The sequence below is a fragment of the Anaerocolumna sp. MB42-C2 genome, from assembly GCF_030913705.1.
Classification (GTDB): domain Bacteria; phylum Bacillota; class Clostridia; order Lachnospirales; family Lachnospiraceae; genus Anaerocolumna.
The window spans coordinates 54,579-74,755 of sequence record NZ_CP133190.1 but is presented as its reverse complement, the minus strand read 5'-3'; the positions used below and the strand labels follow the sequence as shown (position 1 = coordinate 74,755).

The window sequence follows — 20,177 nt, the reverse complement described above, 5'->3', positions numbered from 1 at the left end:
AATCATATAGTATGCATTTATAAAACCATTTGTTACAATTGTTATATGATTTTATTGGTTATGTGATTTTTTATATTGTTTATGCCCACCGGAAAGATTGTATACCTTTTTGAATCCATTATTAATTAGAATATTCTGGGCTGCATTACCGGTAACCCCCTTATTGCAATAAGTAATTGCAATGGTATCTTTATCTAATTCCTCGACAGCAGCTCTTAAATTAGCATGAGGTATACTCTTTGCATTTTCCACATGCTCTTTTTCATATTGCGGGGAAACCCTGGCATCAATCAGTGTGTATTTTTCTCCTGATGCCATTAGTTTATCCAATTGTTTCGCGGTCAAAAGCGGTCTGCCTCCATGGATCGCATTCTCAAGTATCATACCTGTATACATAACTGGATCTTTCGTGGTGGAAAAAGGCGGGGCATAAGCCAAATCAAGATGGAATAAATCCTCTGCTTTTGCTTTAAAAGTAATGGCAGTCACAAATACATCAATGCGTTTATCAACACCCGCTGAACCAATGATTTGAACTCCCAGGATTCTTCCGTCTGTCTTATCGGCAATTCCTTTAATTATTAATTCCTGACCGCCCATATATTCCGGCTTATCCGGTTTAATATTATGGCATATGACAACTTCATATCCCTGCTCCGTTGCTTCCCGCTCAGAAAGCCCAGTCTGTCCTACTGACAAATCAAAAATCTTGAAAATTCCGGTACCAAGAATGCCCCTAAATTCCAAGTTTCCTCCTGTAATACTATCCCCTGCTATCCGTCCTGTTTTATTGGCAGTGGAGCCTAACGGACGAAAAATAGGTTTTCCTGTTATTACATGAAATTGCTCTATACAATCGCCGCATGCATAAATATCTTTTTGGCTGGTTTTCATTTTACTATTTACTTTGATACCTCCTGAAGCACCAAGTTCAATCCCCGCTGTTTTCGCTAACTCTGTATTCGGACGAACCCCAGTGGAGAGAAGAACCATTTCTGCCTCTATTACTTGCCCATCAGATAAAATTACGCTGTCACCGGTTATCTCACTAACAGAGACACCGGTCAATACTGTAACACCTTTCTTTTCGATATGTTCTTTCACATACACTGCCATATCACTGTCCAACCCGGGTGTGACTTGTGGCAGTTTTTCCATCAGAGTTACTTCTATACCAAGATTTTTTAAGTTTTCACAGACTTCAAGACCAATAAAACCAGTACCCACAATCACCGCCGTACTGGGATTCTTCATGTTAATATATGTTTTAATTCGATTCATATCTCCTATGTTACGTAAGGTAAAAACATGTTCCCTATCTGCTCCTTTAACAGGAGGCACTACTGCTCTTGCTCCGGTGGCAACGATCAGCCCGTCGTAATGATCTGTAAACATCTCTCCGGTGCATAAGTTTTTGACAATAACTGTCTTATCATCCGGATGAATCGCTATTACCTCATGCATTATAAAAATATCTACATTGTATTTACTCTTAAAAAAAGCCGGATTTCTTGGAGTCAGTTCTTCTGCCGTTTCCACTTCACCCCCGATATAATATGGCATACCACATCCGGAATAAGAGATAAAGCTATCTTTTTCATAAATAATAATTTCAGCTTCTTCATTGTTTCTTCTGGCTTTGGCCGCGGCGCTGGTACCGGCGGCTACTGCCCCTATAATTATTATTCGCATTTATTTACCTCCTTTTTCACTTTACAGATACAGGATTGCGTATCTGTTGTTATATAATTCCACATCTCTTTTACCATATTTACTTTTTCTTCATTCACACGGTACCTCATCCAGGCTCCATCACGCCTGCCTGAAACAAGACCACATTCGGTTAAGATTTTCATATGGTAAGACAATGTTGGCTGTGTGATCTGAAAGGGTTCTAATATATCGCAGGCACACATTTCACCACAGGATAACATTTCTACAATTTTAAGTCTTGTTTCATCAGCAAGCGCTTTAAAGATTGGTACATAATCAGTATATGGATATTGCATTTTTATCACCTCGCATAGAAGTTTGTCTATGATATAGAAATATATCTATATTCAGATTATATCTTTGATATTGATAGTTGTCAATATGCTAATGTAAATTTAGTATAATCAAAAAATATTTTATAGGATTAGCTTTCCCATTTAGTGTATCAATATTATATCAAGAATTATTTCAAAGACGATTTTAACATTGTAATAATTATATTATAAAAATCTTTTAATAGCTTGCTTTTATAAATCATTTGACTTTATAGACAAAGAACTGCTATAATAAATGCACTAATGTGTCCGGAATTATTTTGCAATACCTGTCTAAGCTTTTAAAAGATTGTACTATCAAACGATATTACAGTTTTGTGAAAAGTAATGTAAATTAATTTATAATCGGCAATTCCCTGCCAAAATTATGCCACCAGAAAAATAAAAGTAAAACAGTTGAAGCGTTGTTATAAATCAGATGTTTTATATGTAGAAGTTTTTATGAATGGGAACTGAAACATTAAGATTAGGTAAATCATGGTACAAATTTGGATATACTATGCTTTCCAGCACAGTATATCCATATAAAATAAGTCTTTTTAGAGTTTAAAAACTCAAATAGTAACTGGAGGAATAAAGGATTGAAAAAAAACGAAGAAATAAAAAATAACAAAATAAAGATCATACCGCTTGGAGGTTTAGACAGAATTGGTATGAATATCACTGCTTTTGAATATGAAAACAGTATTATTGTCGTGGATTGCGGCATTTCATTTCCGGATGATGACATGTTAGGTATCGATTTAGTAATACCGGATATTACTTATTTAATGGAAAATAAGGAGAAAGTTAAAGGATTTATTATCACACATGGACACGAGGATCACATTGGTGCCCTGCCCTATATTTTAAAGGAGTTAAATGTACCCATCTATGCGACTAAACTAACGGTAGGTCTAATTGATCTCAAGTTGAAAGAACATAATTTATTAAAAAAGACAAAAAGAAAAGTTGTAAAACACGGTGGTTCCATAAATTTAGGCGCTTTTAGAATTGAATTCATTAAGACGAACCATAGTATAGCAGATGCATCTGCCCTTGCGATCTATTCTCCGGCAGGAATTATCGTTCATACAGGAGATTTTAAAATTGATTATACTCCTTTATTTGGGGATGCGATTGATTTGCAGAGATTTGGAGAAATTGGGAAAAAGGGCGTACTTGCTCTTCTTTGCGATAGTACCAACGCACAAAGACCAGGCTTTACAGTATCAGAAAAAATGGTAGCAAGAACTTTTGACAATCTTTTTACGGAAAACAAGAAAAACCGAATTATTGTTGCGACTTTTGCATCAAATGTTGACCGTGTCCAGCAAATTATCAATACGGCTTATAAATTTGGCAGAAAAGTTATCGTGCAAGGAAGAAGTATGGTAAATGTAATAGACGTTGCTTCTGAATTAGGATATATAAAAATACCGGATAAGACGTTAATTGAAGTGGAACAAATGAGGAATTATCCGGATGAACAATTGGTATTTATAACTACAGGAAGCCAAGGGGAAGCAATGGCTGCACTATCCAGAATGGCCGATTCAAGCCATAAAAAGGTTACAATAAAACCAGGTGATGCGATTATTTTCAGCTCTACACCAATACCTGGTAATGAAAAAGCAGTTTCAAAAGTAGTCAATGAATTATCCAGGAAAGGTGCAAATGTAATTTTCCAGGATACCCATGTTTCAGGGCATGCCTGCCAAGAGGAAATCAAATTAATTTATGCATTACTAAAACCTAAATATGCAATTCCTGTCCATGGAGAATATAGGCATCGTACCGCTCAGGCCGAATTAGTTCAGACTTTAGGAATCAAAAAAGAAAATATTTTTGTATTGGAATCCGGTAATGTATTGGAATTATCAGGAGAAAAGGGAAAAATTATAGCTCAGGTTCCGGCTAAGGGCATTTTTGTAGACGGTCTTGGTGTCGGAGACGTTGGAAACATTGTTATTCGTGATAGACAACATCTCTCAGAAAATGGGCTTATCATCGTTGTGCTTACTTTACAAAAACAAACGAATCAACTTCTATCAGGCCCTGATATGGTATCCCGTGGATTTATTTATGTAAGGGAATCCGAGGAATTAATGATTGAAGCCAAGAAAGTAGTAAATATAACTTTAGATAGATGTATTCGCAATAATATAACCGAGTGGAACAAAATTAAAACAGAGATAAAAGATGACCTTAATGAGTTTTTATGGAAGAAATTGAAGAGAAGTCCACTGATTTTACCGATTATTATGGAAGCTTAGCTATAGCTAATACAATGAAGTGCTCAAAGGCAATCGCTTAAACCGCTTATCAACATATGAAAAGTGCTGGATTTTATTTGCCTAAAAATGACCGGAAATAAATACCGTTTTTTGGCTGGAAAGTCCAGCCGTTTTCAATACCGATAAAAAGTTTATCTCATAGCAAGTATAAAGATAAGTTATTAAATATTTGCATCTGTTGCAAAGGCCTCTGAACCCATTGGTGAAATTGTGACGTAAAGGCGCAAGACATCTTCACCGGTGTTTATAACCTGCAAACTTTCCTGCCCATCAACCTGCATTAACTCGCCCACCTGCAACGAGGTTTCATTGCCATCCGTGACAACCTTGGAATTTCCTTCCATGACCTGCAGGAATAGGGTTGATTCTAGATGTGTATGCCCCGGTAGTATTTCCCCTTTTGCAATGTTTAGAATAAAGGCAATTACATTATCGCTTTTGAACAGCATTCGCTTGGCAATTTTTCCCTGTGGCTCATGAAAATAATCATTAAAAATAAACTTGTTCATAGATAAATCCTCCTTTAATTAAAGCTTAAGCTTTATTATACCCAAATTTGGGCAAAAAATAACTGCATTTTCCTCCCAGATTCAAAACAGTGTTTCATAACACTGTTTATATAATACTTTTTTATTTGATTATCAAGTAAAATTTTACCTTAGTCCTCTAAAATTATATCATTATTATATCTTTATACGCGTAACACTTTCATTTAATTTTCATATGTTAGTGTAAATTAAAATTTTTAGATACGACTAACTTTATAAGTTTCCTTTTTTAGGAGGTTTCATTATGAATGAAAATATGATTCCATTAAGCCTGCTTCCGGTTGGCAGAAAAGCAAAAGTAAAGGCACTTACCGCAAACGGTATGAGCCGAAGAAGAATGCTGGACCTTGGTTTAATATCGGAGACAGAGGTAGAAGCTTTACAAAAGAGTCCCTCCGGAGACCCGATTGCATACCGGATCAGAGGTGCTGTTATTGCGTTACGTACAGAAGAATCTTCAAAAATCCTGGTGGAAGCTCTATAAATTAAATATATACCATGAAGCCACATTTTCTGGTCATGGTTATATATTCTATTTTATTAACTTATTCATTTTATATCAGGAGGTAACATAAAAATGGGGCTGACTAGCCATTCTACAGGAGCTGGCGTTTTAGAAAAAGGACTTAAGACTGCAAATACCAGTGAAGAAAAAGTAATCGCACTTGGTGGAAATCCCAATGTAGGAAAAAGTACTGTGTTTAACGGCCTTACAGGGCTGAACCAACATACCGGTAACTGGCCCGGCAAAACAGTTACAAATGCACAAGGGAAATACAGGCATAAGGACACCGATTTCATATTAGTAGACATACCGGGTACTTATTCCTTAATGGCCAATTCGGAAGAAGAAGAAATCGCCAGGGATTTTATTTGTTTTGGAAATCCGGATACTACGGTAATCGTAGCCGATGCAACCTGCTTGGAAAGAAATTTAAATCTGGTTCTTCAAACACTTGAGATAACTTCTGAAGTTGTAGTCTGTGTTAATCTTTTAGATGAAGCCAGGAGAAAGAAAATCAATATCAACTTAAATAAACTGTCTGAATTACTGGGGGTTCCAGTTATCGGTACCAATGCAAGAAGCAAAAAGGGACTTAATATACTTATGGATTCTGTTTATGATATTACAAATAAAATAAGGATAAATACACCTATTAAAATAACTTATGATGATATCATTGAGGAAGCAATTGCGCTTTTGGAACCATCCGTAAAAGAGCTTATAAAAGATACACTTAACAGCCGTTGGGTTTCTTTAAAACTGCTTGATGGAGATGAATCATTATTAGAGCCTCTGCAAAAGTACTTAAAAGTTAATCTTATGTCTTGTGAAAATATTTCCCTTAATGTAAAAGAAGCAAAAAATAAATTAATGAAAGCCGGTATCAATGAGGATGACCTGAGAGATAAAATCGTATCTCAAATTGTAAGTATAGCAGAAAATATAGGGAAAGAAGTTGTTACTTACACAGATGAAACCTATAACCAGACAGACCGTAAAATCGATCATATTCTGACTTCCAGGATTTTTGGTATTCCCATAATGATTGGTCTTCTGGGTATCGTGTTCTGGCTGACAATTACCGGAGCCAATTATCCTTCCAGTATGATTGCTGATTTTCTGTTTTGGACGGAGGACCGTCTCACCTCATTTTGTCACTGGGCAGGAATTCCTTCCTGGGTGCATGGTCTGTTGGTATTAGGTGTATTCCGTACTTTGGCTTGGGTTGTTTCTGTCATGCTTCCGCCTATGGCAATCTTTTTTCCTCTTTTTACACTTCTGGAAGATTTGGGTTATCTGCCGAGGGTGGCATTTAACCTGGATAATTTCTTTAAAAAGGCCTGTGCCCACGGAAAACAGGCACTTACTATGTGCATGGGTTTTGGCTGCAATGCCGCCGGTATTATCGGCTGCCGAATCATAGACTCACCGAGAGAAAAGCTGATTGCAATGATAACGAATAATTTTGTTCCCTGTAACGGTCGATTTCCCACCCTTATCGCGATTATAACCATGTTTTTTATAGGAGTGGCAGGACCTTTCCAATCAATACTAGCTGCACTAATGCTAACAGGAGTTATCGTATTGGGCGTAGTAATGACCTTGCTAATCTCTAAGTTACTCTCCAAAACACTACTAAAAGGCCTTCCCTCTTCTTTCGCTCTGGAGCTTCCTCCCTACCGGAAACCTCAAGTGGCAAGAGTAATTGTTAGATCCATTTTTGACCGGACATTATTTGTTCTGGCCCGTGCAGTTCTCGTTGCCGCTCCTGCCGGGGTTATCATCTGGGTTTTGGCTAACATACAGATAGGAGATCTAAGCCTGCTGTCTCACTGTGCGGCTTTCTTAAATCCTTTCGCAAAATTATTAGGACTGGACGGATATATCCTGATGGCATTTATCCTTGGTTTTCCCGCCAACGAAATTGTTGTGCCCATTATTATCATGAGTTATATGGCCACAGGAAGCATGGTGGAACTGGATAACCTGTCAGAATTAAGAACATTACTGGTATCGAATGGCTGGACTTGGCTCACAGCCATATGTACTATGTTATTTTCTTTAATGCATTGGCCTTGCGGTACCACCTGCCTGACAATCCGGAAAGAATCCGGCAGTTTAAAATGGACGGCAGTTTCATTTCTTATCCCGACACTATCCGGTGTAGTTATTTGCTTTATAGTTGCCAGTACAGTACGTTTATTAGGGTTGGGCTAAATTAACAAATACATTTTGTAAGCTTTTCTCACTTACTTGCAAAGTAAGGCATCAAGATTTGCGGTCCTGATGCCTTTAAATTTTCCCGTAGATAATTCCTGTATCGGAGGTCATACCTCTCTAACAACCTGCGGTATTTTACGATACCATAAAGCGCAAGAAAACCACCGGAAACTAAGTTTCCGATATATATAAGAACAACAAGAAGAAACAAAAGAAGCCTCTTTGAAACAAATTCTTATCAATTTCTTTTGGAATTCGAAATTCCAGAGCGATTTATTTTAGTATCTTTGATATCAAATTCATTTTCTTATCCTTTACCTCCCTTCTTATTTTCCCCTATATTAATAAAACGAATGCGGAGAGAGGTTGGTTTTTATAAATGTGAAAAAAATTTTGTATTTTCTCTATTGCAAAGAAAAACCCCGATGCGTTTTGGCACCAGGGTAATAACCGTATCGCAACTGGCTACCGTATTATTGGCGGTCCTTTAGCTTTGCATCCTTACCTTTCGATAAGTTTGCCTGAATAATATCATTTTCAAAATACTTATAAAATTTCATAAATTTCCTCATAAACAAAATTTAGAGTATATAAGTCTAAAAGTCAATAGAGTTATTTATACAGACTAAAGACACGGAATTTTCTGTGCCTTTAGTAAATTCTACGTTATTAGATTAAAATATCTGTGGCTGTTAATATTATTGGCATAAAAAACTTATTTCTTCGCAATAATTAAGTATCGATGTATAGTTCCTTTAATTTTACCGCTTTTTTCAATTATTCTCTGCATTTCTAATAACTGTGAAAAACACTTTTCCACTGAAAAATCCGGAAACTCCCATTCTATAATGTGTGCAAACCATACAAATGCACCAACATCATAAAACTGAATAGGTCTATAGGCTTCTTCGGCCCGGATAATTTCAAATCTTGCATCTTCAAATACTTTACGCTGTTCTTTAAGATTCAAATGCGGAAATGGTTTTTCAGTTCCTGGCAAAACCATTTCTACCAAATCCCTCTCATTATCACCACCGACTTGTTCCGTTATAAATACGCCCTCCTTTTTTAGAAGCCTATATAATTCTATAGAGTCCTTTATACATATTCAATAACACTAAGTACTTTCTCCATTAATTTGGGTTGAATTTCTGGATAAGTCCAGTTATCAGGCAGATTATTAAATAATTCTATCTTTTCCATTTCAAATACCGGCAGTTCTTCAAACTTTGTAATATCAGCAAAATATAGCATACCAAAAGTCTCTGTACTATTTTCAACAACTCCATCATTACCACATACCGAATAAACACATATCTTCATTATGGAGTATTCTATTGCACCGGTTTCTTCATAAAGTTCTCTTTTTGCAGTTGATAAAATATCCTCTCCCGCTTCTCTGTGCCCGCCTGGACATTCATAGGTACTTCGTTCCTTGTGCTTACAGAGCACCCATTTACCTTGACTTTTCGATACAATAACAGCAAATTTCAATAAACTGTCATCGATATTATCGTAAAAATTTACTTTTAGCATAGACATCTCCCCTGTTTTACAATCAGTAAAATTATAATTTAAGAATCTATTATTTATTTTTCCCGTCTTATTAAAATACCTTTCATATGTTCTGATTCATTATGAGTTTTATAAACAATTTCTTTTTCTTCCTCCGTGCATCCAATCAGTATCTTAATTTCTGAATCTCTCTTCATTAAATCAACGGTACATATGATTGCATCGATGCTTTTTCTTTCATCCGTTCCAACCCATACATCGATTCCTGCTCCATCCATAGCGGTAGTATTTTTCAGAAAGCCATAATCCACTTTATAAATAAAATCCGGATATCTTGGATGAGCAGTCCCTTTTGGTCTATCAATTACTATTTCAGATTGACTTATTAAATTATCTAATGCCAACCAAAATTCACAATTCATTATCATTTTTTCCTCCGCATTCCCTTGTATTTCTTTGTCATATATCGAGTGTATATTTTCTGGTATATGGGCATACTTCGATACACTTACCACACAGTGTGATTTGCTTATCAATCGTTTTAGCTGCAATTTCTCTTGCTTTCTTCCTGCAAGCCATAGCATCAAAAAATTCATCACGGTCAAGCCCAGGACTCCAAACACGTCCGGAAATAGCCTTCCCTGGACATGCGGATGTACAGAGCATGCAGCTTCCACATTTTGATGTCATTATTTGTTTGTTATATTCCAATGGAGCATCCGTCAGTACCGATGTTAATCGAACAGCTGAACCATATTTTTCTGTAATAAATAATGCACTCTTTCCAATCCAGCCCAATCCTGCATGAACGGCTACTGTCTTATGAGGCATTACTGTTCGAAATATACCATATTCTTTCGTAGCTGAGACCGTTTGCGGATATGCATTATAACCTTGCTCCTTTATGTATTCAGCACATAGAATTGCTAAATTATCCAGCTTATTATTTAATCTATGATATGCTTTATAATAATCCATGGTAGGAGCATGATGAATGTTCTTTATAACATCTTTGGGGTGGGCAAGAATAATAGATATTCCAAATGGATAATTCGGTATGTTTATTGGCTCTGTTGCCGTATCTTCACTTCTTGGTACATTCAAATCCACATTACTATATAGTTCATCAATCTTTGCAAAGCCGACCATAGATGCACCATTTTCTAATAAAATACGTTCAATTTCTTGATTCATTCAGCACCTCGTTCCAATTCAAACATTCAGATTTATCAAGTGTTGGAATTACATGACCATAATACGGAAGATTAATAAATAAAATCTTCATAAATTTATCCTCCTGCAGTTAATCAATTTCTTATTTGTCATATCATTGATGCAAATTCATAAGCAGTTGCCATTAATTTCGAACTATTAAACAAATTATAGCATCACCAAAAATAGATTTCTACCTATTTATTCCATTTGCCCTCAACAAATAACCAGTTGTCACTTATATTTTCTCGTATTTGCGCATTTTTAAATCTTTATTCCTTTAAATATCATAATCGATATCTTAAAATATGTCTCATAGATATGAAAAACCTACCAACCAGAAAAATTGATAGTTGATAGGTTTATCTTCATTTTGACTTTTCTAATTACTCATATGACTGTCTTTCAGAAAATCAAACAAATATAATATCTTGGCAAACTGAAGTTCATAGGCGTGCTTTTCTCATAATTTTTCCAGCATCTCATAACTCAGTGTACGAAATACCTGACAAAAATTATAAAATCCATCCTGCCCGATAATATAAATATTGGGCATATAGTCCATTCTTGCTTTTGAATACATAATTCTTTCCAAGCCATTATCCACAGCTATATGATTACTCAAAGCAACATCTACTTTTTTACATACAGCTACATTGATAAAATAATCTAATGACTTGACATATTGCTCCACTTCATACTTTGTCCACGGTGGTGTTGTACCTCCCCATAATGCTGCCATATGTATTTCATTATCTTCCTTTACTGGAAATATGTAACTTAATCCTCCCGGAGTATGACCAGGCGTTTCGTAGACATATATTGTTTTATCGCCTAATGTAATGGTATCACCATCATGAATATAAACATCGATTTTATAATCTTTCCACGTTTCCGGTCTATCAGGTTTTGTAGGATGCTCTCTCCAAAAATTATCATCTGCTTTCGAAAGATATGTGGTAACATTATATTTTTCAACAAACCATCTCCCACATCCTGTATGGTCAACATGTCCATGTGTTAAAACTAGTACTTTTATTGTGTCAGGGTTCCACCCTACATCTTTGATTGCATCAACTATTGCCTCAAAAGCTTCTTTTGCCGGCCAAATGGCATCTATTACTATGAGACCCTCACTTGATTTTAGTACAAAACAATTCGTCTGTTTTTGTGCAACAATTAATAAGACATTAAAAATCTTAGCATGGATAAAGAATGACATATCTTCCATTTCTTTAATTGTTTCACGCGTAATAACTGGTTTATTTAATCTATTCATTTAATATACACTCCTCTGTACAATATTAATTTCATAGTTGCACAGAGGATAAGCGATTCTTGGGATGCATACATAAAAAAATCTTCACGATTTCACCTTCTCTAAAAATTTCTGTTTTACACTACGTTTTTATAAAAGCATTTTCGCCCTTTGAAACAGTATCAAATCAATAGCTCTTCTTTCCCCTTACTACAAAATCAATTCCATGGTCGTCCACTTCGGAAGTAAATACATCAAAAAAGCAGCGTTATATGGTTGGTTAAATCATACAGTCCTTAGCAATATCAAATATTTTTACGATAATCATTAGATTTAATATAGATAATGTTCTATTTTTAAACTTGTATTGCTCCAAAACATCCGCAATAGAAAAAACAAGGTAATATTCTTTACGAATTACTGTTAACATTGCTACTAAGGAAATAATAACAGCTAACAAATTTAACAATTCTTGAGGCAATGAAGAAGCTATATCAGAAAAAGTAGTAAAGGCTTTTTGAAATTTAATATCTAGCACATCAATTAATTACTTTAACTTGCGCTTTATCTTATAATGATATTTTATTGTTTGTTAATATGTAGAGCTACTTTTATATTATTATACCCCATTATTATCCATTCTTCTACCAAAATATGTTATGCTTTCATTTACTTGAACTATGAGTAGCTTGGTTTAAATTACAAGGATAATCAGATTATTGTAGCTATAAATATAAAAAACCGTAACCCTAAAAGATAAGGCTACGGTTTATTTAACTTTTAATATTCTAATACTCTCGTGTATTCAAATGCTTCATTTCCTACCTAGTTAGAAAGCCTAAATACTTCCCATCTGCTTTGCAGCTTCCTACGATGAAGTTGCCTTTCAGCTTTTATTACATTCCCATTTGTTTTGCTACCTTTTGTACAAGAATACTGAATTTATGCGATTTATTCCTTTTTTTCTTTTTTATTTTACCAACTTTGAAATTGGTAAATATAATTTTTCATTTTAGTTATTGATTGAAAAAATTATATATAACCTTAATTTATATTTACATTAGTATTACATAAATTAACAAAAGCATAATTTTAAATTTACAATTTAGTCCTATAATTCCTCCTTGGGTAGAAAAACTACCTAATTATTATATAGGAGGAAAGAATTATGAAATTAAAAAAATTGATTGCATTAGTAACAATATCCGTATTAGCAATTAGCATGGCAGGTTGTTCGAAGAATTCAAACACAGAAACAGGAAGCGGTAATGTTCAAAGCGAAACTGGGTCCGATCAGCCTACGGATACACCCCAGCCTACAGAAGAAGTTCAATCAACTGATACACAGACTACTGCTCCAACAGACGCAGCGACACAGGAAAGCGTAAGCGGCAGTATTACAGGCTCCGGTTCTTCAGCATTATTACCTTTGGCTCAAGATGCAGCTGATAAATTTCAGGAAAAGAACCCTGATGTTTCCATTACTTTAAGTGCCGGCGGTTCCGGTATGGGATTAAAACAAGTAGCAGAAGGCAGTGTAGATATCGGAAATTCTGATGTTGAAGCTGAAAGTAAATTAGAAGCTGATCAGGCTAAGGATTTGGTTGACCATAAAGTTTGTGTAATCACTATGGCACCTATTGTTAATAAAGATGTAGCCGAAACAGTAAAAAGTTTAACGAAACAACAATTAATTGATATATTTACTGCAAAAACCACTAATTGGAAAGATGTCGGCGGTCCCAATGAACCGATTGTATTAGTCACCCGTCCTACTACTTCCGGAACTCGTGCATTATTTAAAGAATATGCTTTAGATAACAATGAAGAAGCATCTAATGCCTCTTTGGAAACAGATGACTCCGGTACCTTATTACAAACCGTTGCTAACCAGAAAGGTGCTATCGGTTATGTCGCATTATCATATTTGGTTAATAATGATACCGTAAGTACAATGGCCATTGATAAGGTTGAGCCAACACTGGAAAATACATACAATGGAAGTTATCCTGTTTGGGGATATGAGCATATGTATACAAAAGGTGAAGCTGCTGGTGCTGTAAAAGCTTTTATCGATTATATAATGTCAGATGAATATGGTCAGGTTATGGAATCTCTTGGTTATAATACTGCTTCAAAAATGACAGTGACCAGATAAAGGGAACATCATTTATAAGAATTGAAAGGAACTGATGCAAGGATGATACGTAAAAACAATTTTCAGCTGTTTTAGTATTCATTGCAGCAGTTTCTTTTGCAAGGAGGAATACTTCATTGTTCAAGTATACTATGTTTAAAAAAGAATATTTAGGAAGAAGTATTGTAACAGCATGTGGATTTTTAATGATTATACTTACTCTCTCCATTGGTGCTTTTTTATTTTATAGAGGAATTGGTACCTTTACCAAATATCATCATAGCGTGACAGAGTTTCTATTTTCACAAGCTTGGACACCCGCTGATGATTTTCAAGGCGGAGGTAAAGTAGGTGCTGCTATTTATATATTTGGCTCTATAAGTACCTGCTTACTTGCTTTAGTAATTGTAACTCCTTTTTGTCTGGCTTCCGCTATCTTTCTTACAGAAATTGCACCAAAAAAAGTAGGAAGCTTATTTCGGTCTGCTGTAGAAATCTTTGTAGGAATTCCTTCGGTTATTTATGGCTGGATCGGTCTTACTGTCCTGGTTCCATTTATTCAAAAGTATTTAAAAGCGCCACTTGGATTTTCTGTATTGGCAGCCGGAATTGTGTTAGCAGTAATGATATTCCCCTCTATAACCGGAGTTGCATCGGATGCCATCGCCAGTGTTCCAAATGAATATAAACAAGCAGCTTATGGATTGGGCTCTACCCGCTGGCAAACCATCTGCCATGTTATACTTCCTTCAGCCAAATCAGGAATATTGACAGGTATTATATTGGGACTTGCTCGTGCTTTTGGTGAAGCATTGGCAGTAGCCATGGTAATTGGTAAAATGCGTGCCTTTCCAAAAAATATACTTTCCCCCACTTCAAATTTGACAGTTGCCATTGCATCGGACATGGGTGGAGCTGCGGAAGGTGGGGAATATAATACGGCATTATGGACAATGGCTTTACTCTTATTTATTATTTCACTTATTTTTATATTCTTTGTACATTTTATCTCGCGGAAAGGAACCAAAAAAATTGAAAGAAATGTATAACAAAGCTAAGTTAATAGATAAAATGATGACTACGGGAATCATAATAGGTGCCAGTTGTTTTATTCTCTTTTTAGCATTATTTATAGTATATATTTTATTGATAGGATTCCGAAATTTTGACTTTTCGCTTTTGGCTTTTAATAAAAAAGGAATAGGAAATCAATTATTTAATACAATTTATTTAGTATTTCTATCCTTATTAGTTAGTGTTCCCTTTGGTATAATTGCAGGTATTTATATGGGAGAATATGCAAAAAAGAATAAAACTACCTCTTTTATACGAATCTGTATTGAAACACTTTCTTCTCTGCCATCCATCGTGGTAGGTTTATTCGGTTATCTCGTATTTATCGTTATGACCGGTTCAAAGTGGAATCTAATGGCTGGTGCTTTGGCAGTGTCAATTTTAAGCATTCCTTTAATAACAACAGTTACGGAAGATGCTCTTAAATCATTACCAAAATCATATAAAGAAGGCAGCTTGGCCACTGGGGCCACATATTGGCAGACAATTGTCCGTGTGTTGCTCCCGGCATGTGTTCCACGAATCGTTACCGGAGTAATTTTAGCAGCTGGAAGAGGTTTTGGTGAAGCAGCTGCGCTTCTATATACTGCAGGTATGGGTACGGATATTAATTGGTCTAATTGGGATATTACTTCCCCAAACTGCCCTATTAATCCATTCCGTCCGGGAGAAACCCTGGCATTACATATCTGGGCTTCCAGAACAGAATCTCTGGCTCCTAATGCAGTACAGATAGCTAATATTTCTTCGGCAATTCTGATTCTTTTAGTATTCAGCTTTAGTATAATAGCGAGAATGTTAAGCAGAAAAATGGATAAAATGATGTATAGACCATAAGCTTTCCCTCTTCGACAGCAATAGAAAGAAATTAGTTGTTGTTACTTTCATTATAACGAAAAAATGGCAATCCGATTATTAAAGTTTCATATCACAGGAATAACAGCAAATAGTCTTCCTCTAATAGAAAATTTTTTCATCTTGCAATTAAAGCTTTTTTCATCAATAAGCAACAGGCCATCACAGAGTTTCTCGAGCTCTTTTCCTGATTTAACACCCCATTTGAAAGTTGCGTCTGTGTAAACCTGTTGAAATCAAATATTTTGGTAAAAAAATATCTATTTTCAGAAATATCCTGGCATTTATTTTTTCCTTTATCGTTGCAATCATAATTGGATTGGTGGTGATTTAGAAATGAAAAAATGGTTAAAAAGATATCGTGTTTTTATAATTGTACTGGTTATGATGGTTATACTTGTCCTGTTTATCCCCAAAATAGGGCTGAATGCTCTGACTATTACAGGAAATTCAATAAAAGAAATGTTACATGTAATTCCGCCTATATTTATCTTACTTGGTCTGCTTGACGTCTGGGTACCAAGAGAAACCATGGTAAAATATATGGGAGAAGGTTCCGGACTTAAAGGTGTATTATTAGCCATCTTAATTGGATCAGCCGCTGCCGGACCTCTGTACGGTGCATTTCCTGTTACAGCAGTATTTATGAAAAAAGGTGTAAAATTCATGAATATTTTAATTTTTATAGGTGCCTGGTCCACACCAAAATTCCTATGTTTCTTTTCGAAACGGCTGCATTGGGAAGTAGATTTGCTATAACCAGACTTTTAATTGATATTCCCGGTATTATCATAATCGCTTTTATTCTTTCGAAAATAATCTCTAAAAATGAAGTTGAAGTTCTTTATGAAAAAGCAAAGGACTTGAATTAATAGACTATGAGCTGGAATTTTCCTCCATCTATATCATAATATGATTTGCAGATTAATAAATGATATCCGAAAAAATGGCTTACCCTTTGAAGTAAGCCATTTTTAACTTTGTTACCATCAATCGCGTAAACTATTTTTTACTCCAGTATAAGGCTGTAATCGTAGTATTTACCCTTTCATCAATCAAACCATCCTTCAGTTTTGACTTAAGAAATTGCTTCATCTTTTCTTCTTCATCCTTGTTTATGTTCTTATATGTCCTGGCACGGTTAATATACATACCACAAGCCTCTTCAAAAGACCAATTTTACTTGTTCTGCCAATATCTCCAAATGTCCAAAACACAACAGCAGCTACCTGTACGTCCGCTGCAAAATATTGAAGCAGGGCAGAACCTCCGCTGAATAACGAACTTAAGGCAACTCCGGCAAGTATCAGGGATTCCGGAGATAAACTTTTAAGTCCGGACAAAAGTAATACGACTACCATAGAATTCCGGTATTTCAACTTCTCTTCCAGAAGCATCGGTAATCACTCTTGTTGCAGCTGATTTATCATTTATATTATCGGCAGAGGACGTGCGATTACCGCATCCTGTAATAAGTGTGGTGATTATTAACATAAGTGTTACTAATTTAGCTAAATTCAGTTTCATTATTTATGTACACCTCATACGCATATTTCATTTCTTCTAATTCGTTAAATCAGAGATTCTGGGTCTTCTGCGCTGCTCTCGATTTTTATACCTGCCGCACAGACATTTCCATCGGAGCCTACTATCTGACTGAAAAAAGTTAACCCCCTACCCGCCACTTATGCTTGCTTATAAGCGGAAAAATTACTTGTATGGTTAAATAGATCTGCTGTAGGGTGAGTAACAATCCAGACAGAGCTTTTTGCCGTCTTCCAGTCTTATCATACTTTCCGCTGTCATCTCACCGCATTTTTCACATTTTACAGACTTAAAAATCCTTGCTCTTTCCGGTAATGTATAAGTTGTATCTTTTACATCAAATAGTTCGGAGGTTTCATGATTCATAAGGTATCGCTCTCTTTCTTCCCTGACCATATCTGGCATGCTTTTAAGAACCACTCTGACAGATTTACCTGTTTTTCTGTTGTAAAAGGAATATGCCTGTTTTCCTCTAATCCTAAATATGAGATTTCCTTTCCCTGCGCTGCAGCCTAAGATAACTTGAATCGCATCTACTCCACAGGCATCATTTTCCGTCACACAGACAACACCTCATCTTCAGAAAAATCCACATCCAATAATTGGATCGCATACAACGCCGCTTTGTAGCCAATTGTTAATCCTCCGCATATGTGTCCGTGAAATTCAACACATTTATTCCATAATTGTTTATCATTATCCATTTTGATATCCTCCCATATTTTAATCTTTATATTTCCAATCTTAAATTAGTCTAGCACTTCCAAAAGCTGCCAACAAGCCCCCCATAAGGATACAAAATGCAAAATAATGAATATTTTATCTAATCAGTTCTTTTACAATTATCGAGCTGATAAAATCCTCTCACTGCTTTTAAGTAAAAAAACAATACCCAGTATCCGTCAAAATAAAGATCTATATCTTTTTAGACTTTGGGTATTGTTTCGAGTTATTCCGATAAAATTGCTTCGCAAGTATTTTATTAATATACTCTTTCTAATAATTCTATCACTTTCCTGATTCTTGTACTATTTCACAAACTTCTTCAAAACTTAAGGTTCCCATATCACCTTTCTCCCGGCTTCTAACTGACAGTTTTCCTGATTCTGTTTCTTTTTCCCCTAAAATCAGCATATAAGGAACTTTTTCCAGCTGTGCTTCTCGTATCTTATATCCTATTTTTTCATCCCGCTCATCCATTTCACAGCGGATGCCTTTTTCTTTGAATTTCATCATTACATCTTTTGAATAAGAACCGAACTTTTCTGAAATTGGCAGGATCTTTACCTGCACCGGCGCCAGCCAGACCGGAAACTTCCCGGCATAATGCTCGATCAAAATACCGATAAATCTTTCAATAGAGCCAAATACTACTCTATGGATCATGATCGGTCTGTGCTTTTCACCATCTGCCCCTATATACTCCGCTTCAAAACGTAAGGGTAGTTGGAAGTCCAGTTGTATTGTTCCGCACTGCCAGGTTCTGCCGATGGAATCTTCCAGATGGAAATCAATCTTGGGCCCATAAAAGGCTCCATCCCCTTCATTTATCACATAGGGCATTTGCAGCTCATCAAGTGCTTTTTTTAGACCATTGGTAGCAACCTCCCAATCCTCATCGCTTCCAATACTGTTTTCCGGTTTTGTTGACAGCTCAACATGATATTTAAATCCGAATTTACTGTATACTTCATCTATCAGACGAACAACTCGTTTGATTTCATCCGTTATCTGTTCTTTTGTCATATAAATATGAGCATCATCCTGAGTAAAACAGCGTACCCGCATTAAACCATGAAGTGCACCTGATTTTTCATGCCTGTGGACCAGTCCTAATTCTCCCATTCTGATAGGAAGTTCCTTATAGGAATGGGGAACGGATTTATAGATTAACAAACCTCCCGGACAATTCATTGGTTTTATGGCGAAATCTTCCTCATCAATTTTAGTTGTATACATGTTTGCTTTATAATGGTCCCAATGTCCTGATGTTTCCCATAGATTCCGGTTCAGCATCATCGGTGTTGATATCTCTACATATCCTTCTCTTTCATGAATTTTTCTCCAATAATCAATTAATATATTTTTAAGGATCATTCCTTTTGGCAAAAAAAACGGGAAACCCGGTCCTTCATCCATTATAGTAAATAATCCAAGTTCTTTTCCTAATTTTCTGTGATCCCTTTTTTTTGCTTCTTCTATTCTTGATAAATACTCTTCTAATTCTGAACTTTTGGGAAATGAGGTTCCGTATATTCTGGTAAGCATTTTATTTTTTTCGCTGCCTCTCCAATAAGCCCCGGCTATCGTTGTAAGTTTAAAAGCCTTAACATTTTTGGTATTGAGTAAATGAGGTCCCGCACATAAATCAACAAATTCTCCCTGCTCATAAAAACTGATCTCTTCACTTTCAGGCAGGTCTTCTATCAATTCTACTTTATAATTTTCTCCTCTTTCTTTCATAAGTGCTTTAGCATTATCTCTTTTTAGAGTAAATCTTTTGATTTCCAGATTCTCTTTCGCTATTTTTTTCATTTCATTTTCCACAGCCTGCAGATCATCATTAGTAAATGGTTTATCGAATTCAAAATCATAATAAAAACCGTCTTCAATCGATGGACCAATCGCCAGTTTTGTATCCGGATACAGTCTTTTTACCGCTTGAGCCAGAATATGGGAAGTAGTATGCCTAAATGCCGATTTCCCTTTATCATCATCAAACGTTAAGATAGAAAGACTGCAATCATCTGATATTTTATATCTTATATCAACAACTGTACCATTTACTTCGCCTGCACAGGCGGCACGTGCAAGGCCTTCACTTATATCCTTTGCAATTTCCAGAACGGAAACCGGATTTTCATAGTTTCTTGTTGAACCATCTTTTAAATGAATCTTCATAGTTACTGTCTCCATATTATTTGTATTGAAACAGGTAGTTATGTAACTTTATGTTTCGCAACCACCTGTTTGTATTTGAATTA

At 35.6% G+C, this 20,177-nt stretch carries 22 protein-coding genes and 1 riboswitch; of the genes, 7 read left to right on the top strand and 15 right to left on the bottom strand.

Annotated elements, in window-relative coordinates; all coding sequences use genetic code 11:
• Positions 1-51: 51 nt before the first annotated feature.
• Positions 52-1,692, bottom strand: coding sequence for an FAD-dependent oxidoreductase (locus tag RBU59_RS00390; protein ID WP_308145909.1), 1,641 nt, complete (start codon positions 1,690-1,692; stop codon positions 52-54).
• A complete protein-coding gene (locus RBU59_RS00385) occupies positions 1,683-2,009 on the bottom strand; it encodes an ArsR/SmtB family transcription factor (protein WP_308145908.1) in 327 nt (108 codons plus the stop codon). The genes RBU59_RS00390 and RBU59_RS00385 overlap by 10 nt, the downstream gene beginning before the upstream one ends.
• A gap of 620 nt (positions 2,010-2,629) precedes the next feature.
• Here RBU59_RS00385 and RBU59_RS00380 point away from each other — a divergent pair.
• Positions 2,630-4,303: a ribonuclease J gene (locus RBU59_RS00380; protein WP_308145907.1), complete on the top strand. Its 1,674-nt coding sequence runs from the start codon at positions 2,630-2,632 to the stop codon at positions 4,301-4,303.
• A 182-nt stretch (positions 4,304-4,485) separates the two neighbouring features.
• Here the strand turns inward: RBU59_RS00380 and RBU59_RS00375 are convergent, their stop codons facing one another.
• Positions 4,486-4,833, bottom strand: coding sequence for a cupin domain-containing protein (locus tag RBU59_RS00375; protein WP_308145906.1), 348 nt, complete (start codon positions 4,831-4,833; stop codon positions 4,486-4,488).
• 283 nt (positions 4,834-5,116) lie between these two features.
• Here RBU59_RS00375 and RBU59_RS00370 point away from each other — a divergent pair, with 283 nt between their 5' ends.
• Entirely contained in the window at positions 5,117-5,356 is a 240-nt protein-coding gene (locus RBU59_RS00370) for a FeoA family protein (RefSeq protein WP_308145905.1), read from the top strand.
• A 93-nt stretch (positions 5,357-5,449) separates the two neighbouring features.
• Entirely contained in the window at positions 5,450-7,594 is a 2,145-nt protein-coding gene (feoB, locus tag RBU59_RS00365; RefSeq protein WP_308145904.1) for a ferrous iron transport protein B, read from the top strand.
• A gap of 456 nt (positions 7,595-8,050) precedes the next feature.
• Positions 8,051-8,129, bottom strand: a riboswitch (cyclic di-GMP riboswitch).
• A 183-nt stretch (positions 8,130-8,312) separates the two neighbouring features.
• On the opposite strand, the gene RBU59_RS00360 is transcribed toward feoB, so the two are convergent.
• The 6 genes from RBU59_RS00360 to RBU59_RS00335 all read right to left on the bottom strand — a co-directional run bounded on the left by RBU59_RS00360 (position 8,313) and on the right by RBU59_RS00335 (position 12,120).
• Complete coding sequence (locus tag RBU59_RS00360) at positions 8,313-8,612, bottom strand: hypothetical protein (RefSeq protein WP_308145903.1); 300 nt, start codon at positions 8,610-8,612, stop codon at positions 8,313-8,315.
• 83 nt (positions 8,613-8,695) lie between these two features.
• On the bottom strand, positions 8,696-9,133 hold the full coding sequence (locus tag RBU59_RS00355) for an NUDIX hydrolase (protein WP_308145902.1): 438 nt from the start codon (positions 9,131-9,133) through the stop codon (positions 8,696-8,698).
• Between the two features lie 53 nt (positions 9,134-9,186).
• A complete protein-coding gene (locus tag RBU59_RS00350; RefSeq protein WP_330698450.1) occupies positions 9,187-9,540 on the bottom strand; it encodes a hypothetical protein in 354 nt (117 codons plus the stop codon).
• Positions 9,541-9,571: 31 nt separating this feature from the next.
• Positions 9,572-10,306: a 4Fe-4S double cluster binding domain-containing protein gene (locus tag RBU59_RS00345; protein ID WP_308145901.1), complete on the bottom strand. Its 735-nt coding sequence runs from the start codon at positions 10,304-10,306 to the stop codon at positions 9,572-9,574.
• A gap of 481 nt (positions 10,307-10,787) precedes the next feature.
• Complete coding sequence (locus tag RBU59_RS00340) at positions 10,788-11,603, bottom strand: MBL fold metallo-hydrolase (protein WP_308145900.1); 816 nt, start codon at positions 11,601-11,603, stop codon at positions 10,788-10,790.
• Between the two features lie 259 nt (positions 11,604-11,862).
• Positions 11,863-12,120 (bottom strand): hypothetical protein, encoded by a 258-nt coding sequence (locus RBU59_RS00335; RefSeq protein WP_308145899.1) that lies wholly within the window; start codon positions 12,118-12,120, stop codon positions 11,863-11,865.
• A gap of 630 nt (positions 12,121-12,750) precedes the next feature.
• On the opposite strand from RBU59_RS00335, the gene RBU59_RS00330 reads away from it, so the two are divergent.
• From RBU59_RS00330 to RBU59_RS00315, 4 genes are all read left to right on the top strand, one after another.
• Complete coding sequence (locus RBU59_RS00330; protein WP_308145898.1) at positions 12,751-13,740, top strand: phosphate ABC transporter substrate-binding protein; 990 nt, start codon at positions 12,751-12,753, stop codon at positions 13,738-13,740.
• Positions 13,741-13,856: 116 nt separating this feature from the next.
• Positions 13,857-14,768 (top strand): phosphate ABC transporter permease subunit PstC, encoded by a 912-nt coding sequence (gene pstC, locus RBU59_RS00325; RefSeq protein ID WP_308145897.1) that lies wholly within the window; start codon positions 13,857-13,859, stop codon positions 14,766-14,768.
• Positions 14,761-15,630: a phosphate ABC transporter permease PstA gene (pstA, locus tag RBU59_RS00320; RefSeq protein ID WP_308148660.1), complete on the top strand. Its 870-nt coding sequence runs from the start codon at positions 14,761-14,763 to the stop codon at positions 15,628-15,630. Before pstC ends, pstA begins: the two co-directional genes overlap by 8 nt.
• Before the next feature lie 354 nt (positions 15,631-15,984).
• On the top strand, positions 15,985-16,407 hold the full coding sequence (locus tag RBU59_RS00315) for a permease (protein ID WP_330698449.1): 423 nt from the start codon (positions 15,985-15,987) through the stop codon (positions 16,405-16,407).
• Between the two features lie 243 nt (positions 16,408-16,650).
• Here the strand turns inward: RBU59_RS00315 and RBU59_RS00310 are convergent, their stop codons facing one another.
• From RBU59_RS00310 to thrS, 6 genes are all read right to left on the bottom strand, one after another.
• Positions 16,651-16,800, bottom strand: a complete 150-nt coding sequence (locus RBU59_RS00310) for a hypothetical protein (RefSeq protein ID WP_308145896.1) — start codon at positions 16,798-16,800, stop codon at positions 16,651-16,653.
• Positions 16,764-17,009 (bottom strand): iron chelate uptake ABC transporter family permease subunit, encoded by a 246-nt coding sequence (locus RBU59_RS28715; protein ID WP_442871724.1) that lies wholly within the window; start codon positions 17,007-17,009, stop codon positions 16,764-16,766. The genes RBU59_RS00310 and RBU59_RS28715 overlap by 37 nt, the downstream gene beginning before the upstream one ends.
• Positions 16,978-17,175, bottom strand: a complete 198-nt coding sequence (locus tag RBU59_RS00300) for a hypothetical protein (protein ID WP_308145895.1) — start codon at positions 17,173-17,175, stop codon at positions 16,978-16,980. Before RBU59_RS00300 ends, RBU59_RS28715 begins: the two co-directional genes overlap by 32 nt.
• 195 nt (positions 17,176-17,370) lie before the next feature.
• Positions 17,371-17,754, bottom strand: a complete 384-nt coding sequence (locus RBU59_RS00295; RefSeq protein WP_330698448.1) for an FmdE family protein — start codon at positions 17,752-17,754, stop codon at positions 17,371-17,373.
• The gene (locus RBU59_RS28545; RefSeq protein ID WP_330698447.1) at positions 17,751-17,897 is read right to left on the bottom strand and encodes an FmdE family protein; all 147 of its coding nucleotides are present in this window, start codon (positions 17,895-17,897) and stop codon (positions 17,751-17,753) included. Before RBU59_RS28545 ends, RBU59_RS00295 begins: the two co-directional genes overlap by 4 nt.
• A gap of 304 nt (positions 17,898-18,201) precedes the next feature.
• The gene (gene thrS / locus RBU59_RS00290; protein WP_308145894.1) at positions 18,202-20,094 is read right to left on the bottom strand and encodes a threonine--tRNA ligase; all 1,893 of its coding nucleotides are present in this window, start codon (positions 20,092-20,094) and stop codon (positions 18,202-18,204) included.
• Between the last annotated feature and the right edge of the window lie 83 nt (positions 20,095-20,177).

What these genes read in the sequence shown, in the direction of transcription:
- RBU59_RS00390 (WP_308145909.1), bottom strand. Translation starts at nt 1,692, where the DNA reads ATGCGAATAATAATTATAGGGGCAGTAGCCGCCGGTACCAGCGCCGCG.
- RBU59_RS00385 (WP_308145908.1), bottom strand. Translation starts at nt 2,009, where the DNA reads ATGCAATATCCATATACTGATTATGTACCAATCTTTAAAGCGCTTGCT.
- RBU59_RS00375 (WP_308145906.1), bottom strand. Translation starts at nt 4,833, where the DNA reads ATGAACAAGTTTATTTTTAATGATTATTTTCATGAGCCACAGGGAAAA.
- RBU59_RS00370 (WP_308145905.1), top strand. Translation starts at nt 5,117, where the DNA reads ATGAATGAAAATATGATTCCATTAAGCCTGCTTCCGGTTGGCAGAAAA.
- feoB (WP_308145904.1), top strand. Translation starts at nt 5,450, where the DNA reads ATGGGGCTGACTAGCCATTCTACAGGAGCTGGCGTTTTAGAAAAAGGA.
- RBU59_RS00355 (WP_308145902.1), bottom strand. Translation starts at nt 9,133, where the DNA reads ATGCTAAAAGTAAATTTTTACGATAATATCGATGACAGTTTATTGAAA.
- RBU59_RS00350 (WP_330698450.1), bottom strand. Translation starts at nt 9,540, where the DNA reads ATGATAATGAATTGTGAATTTTGGTTGGCATTAGATAATTTAATAAGT.
- RBU59_RS00345 (WP_308145901.1), bottom strand. Translation starts at nt 10,306, where the DNA reads ATGAATCAAGAAATTGAACGTATTTTATTAGAAAATGGTGCATCTATG.
- RBU59_RS00340 (WP_308145900.1), bottom strand. Translation starts at nt 11,603, where the DNA reads ATGAATAGATTAAATAAACCAGTTATTACGCGTGAAACAATTAAAGAA.
- RBU59_RS00330 (WP_308145898.1), top strand. Translation starts at nt 12,751, where the DNA reads ATGAAATTAAAAAAATTGATTGCATTAGTAACAATATCCGTATTAGCA.
- pstA (WP_308148660.1), top strand. Translation starts at nt 14,761, where the DNA reads ATGTATAACAAAGCTAAGTTAATAGATAAAATGATGACTACGGGAATC.
- RBU59_RS00315 (WP_330698449.1), top strand. Translation starts at nt 15,985, where the DNA reads ATGAAAAAATGGTTAAAAAGATATCGTGTTTTTATAATTGTACTGGTT.
- RBU59_RS00310 (WP_308145896.1), bottom strand. Translation starts at nt 16,800, where the DNA reads ATGTATATTAACCGTGCCAGGACATATAAGAACATAAACAAGGATGAA.
- RBU59_RS28715 (WP_442871724.1), bottom strand. Translation starts at nt 17,009, where the DNA reads ATGGTAGTCGTATTACTTTTGTCCGGACTTAAAAGTTTATCTCCGGAA.
- RBU59_RS00300 (WP_308145895.1), bottom strand. Translation starts at nt 17,175, where the DNA reads ATGAAACTGAATTTAGCTAAATTAGTAACACTTATGTTAATAATCACC.
- RBU59_RS28545 (WP_330698447.1), bottom strand. Translation starts at nt 17,897, where the DNA reads ATGGATAATGATAAACAATTATGGAATAAATGTGTTGAATTTCACGGA.
- thrS (WP_308145894.1), bottom strand. Translation starts at nt 20,094, where the DNA reads ATGAAGATTCATTTAAAAGATGGTTCAACAAGAAACTATGAAAATCCG.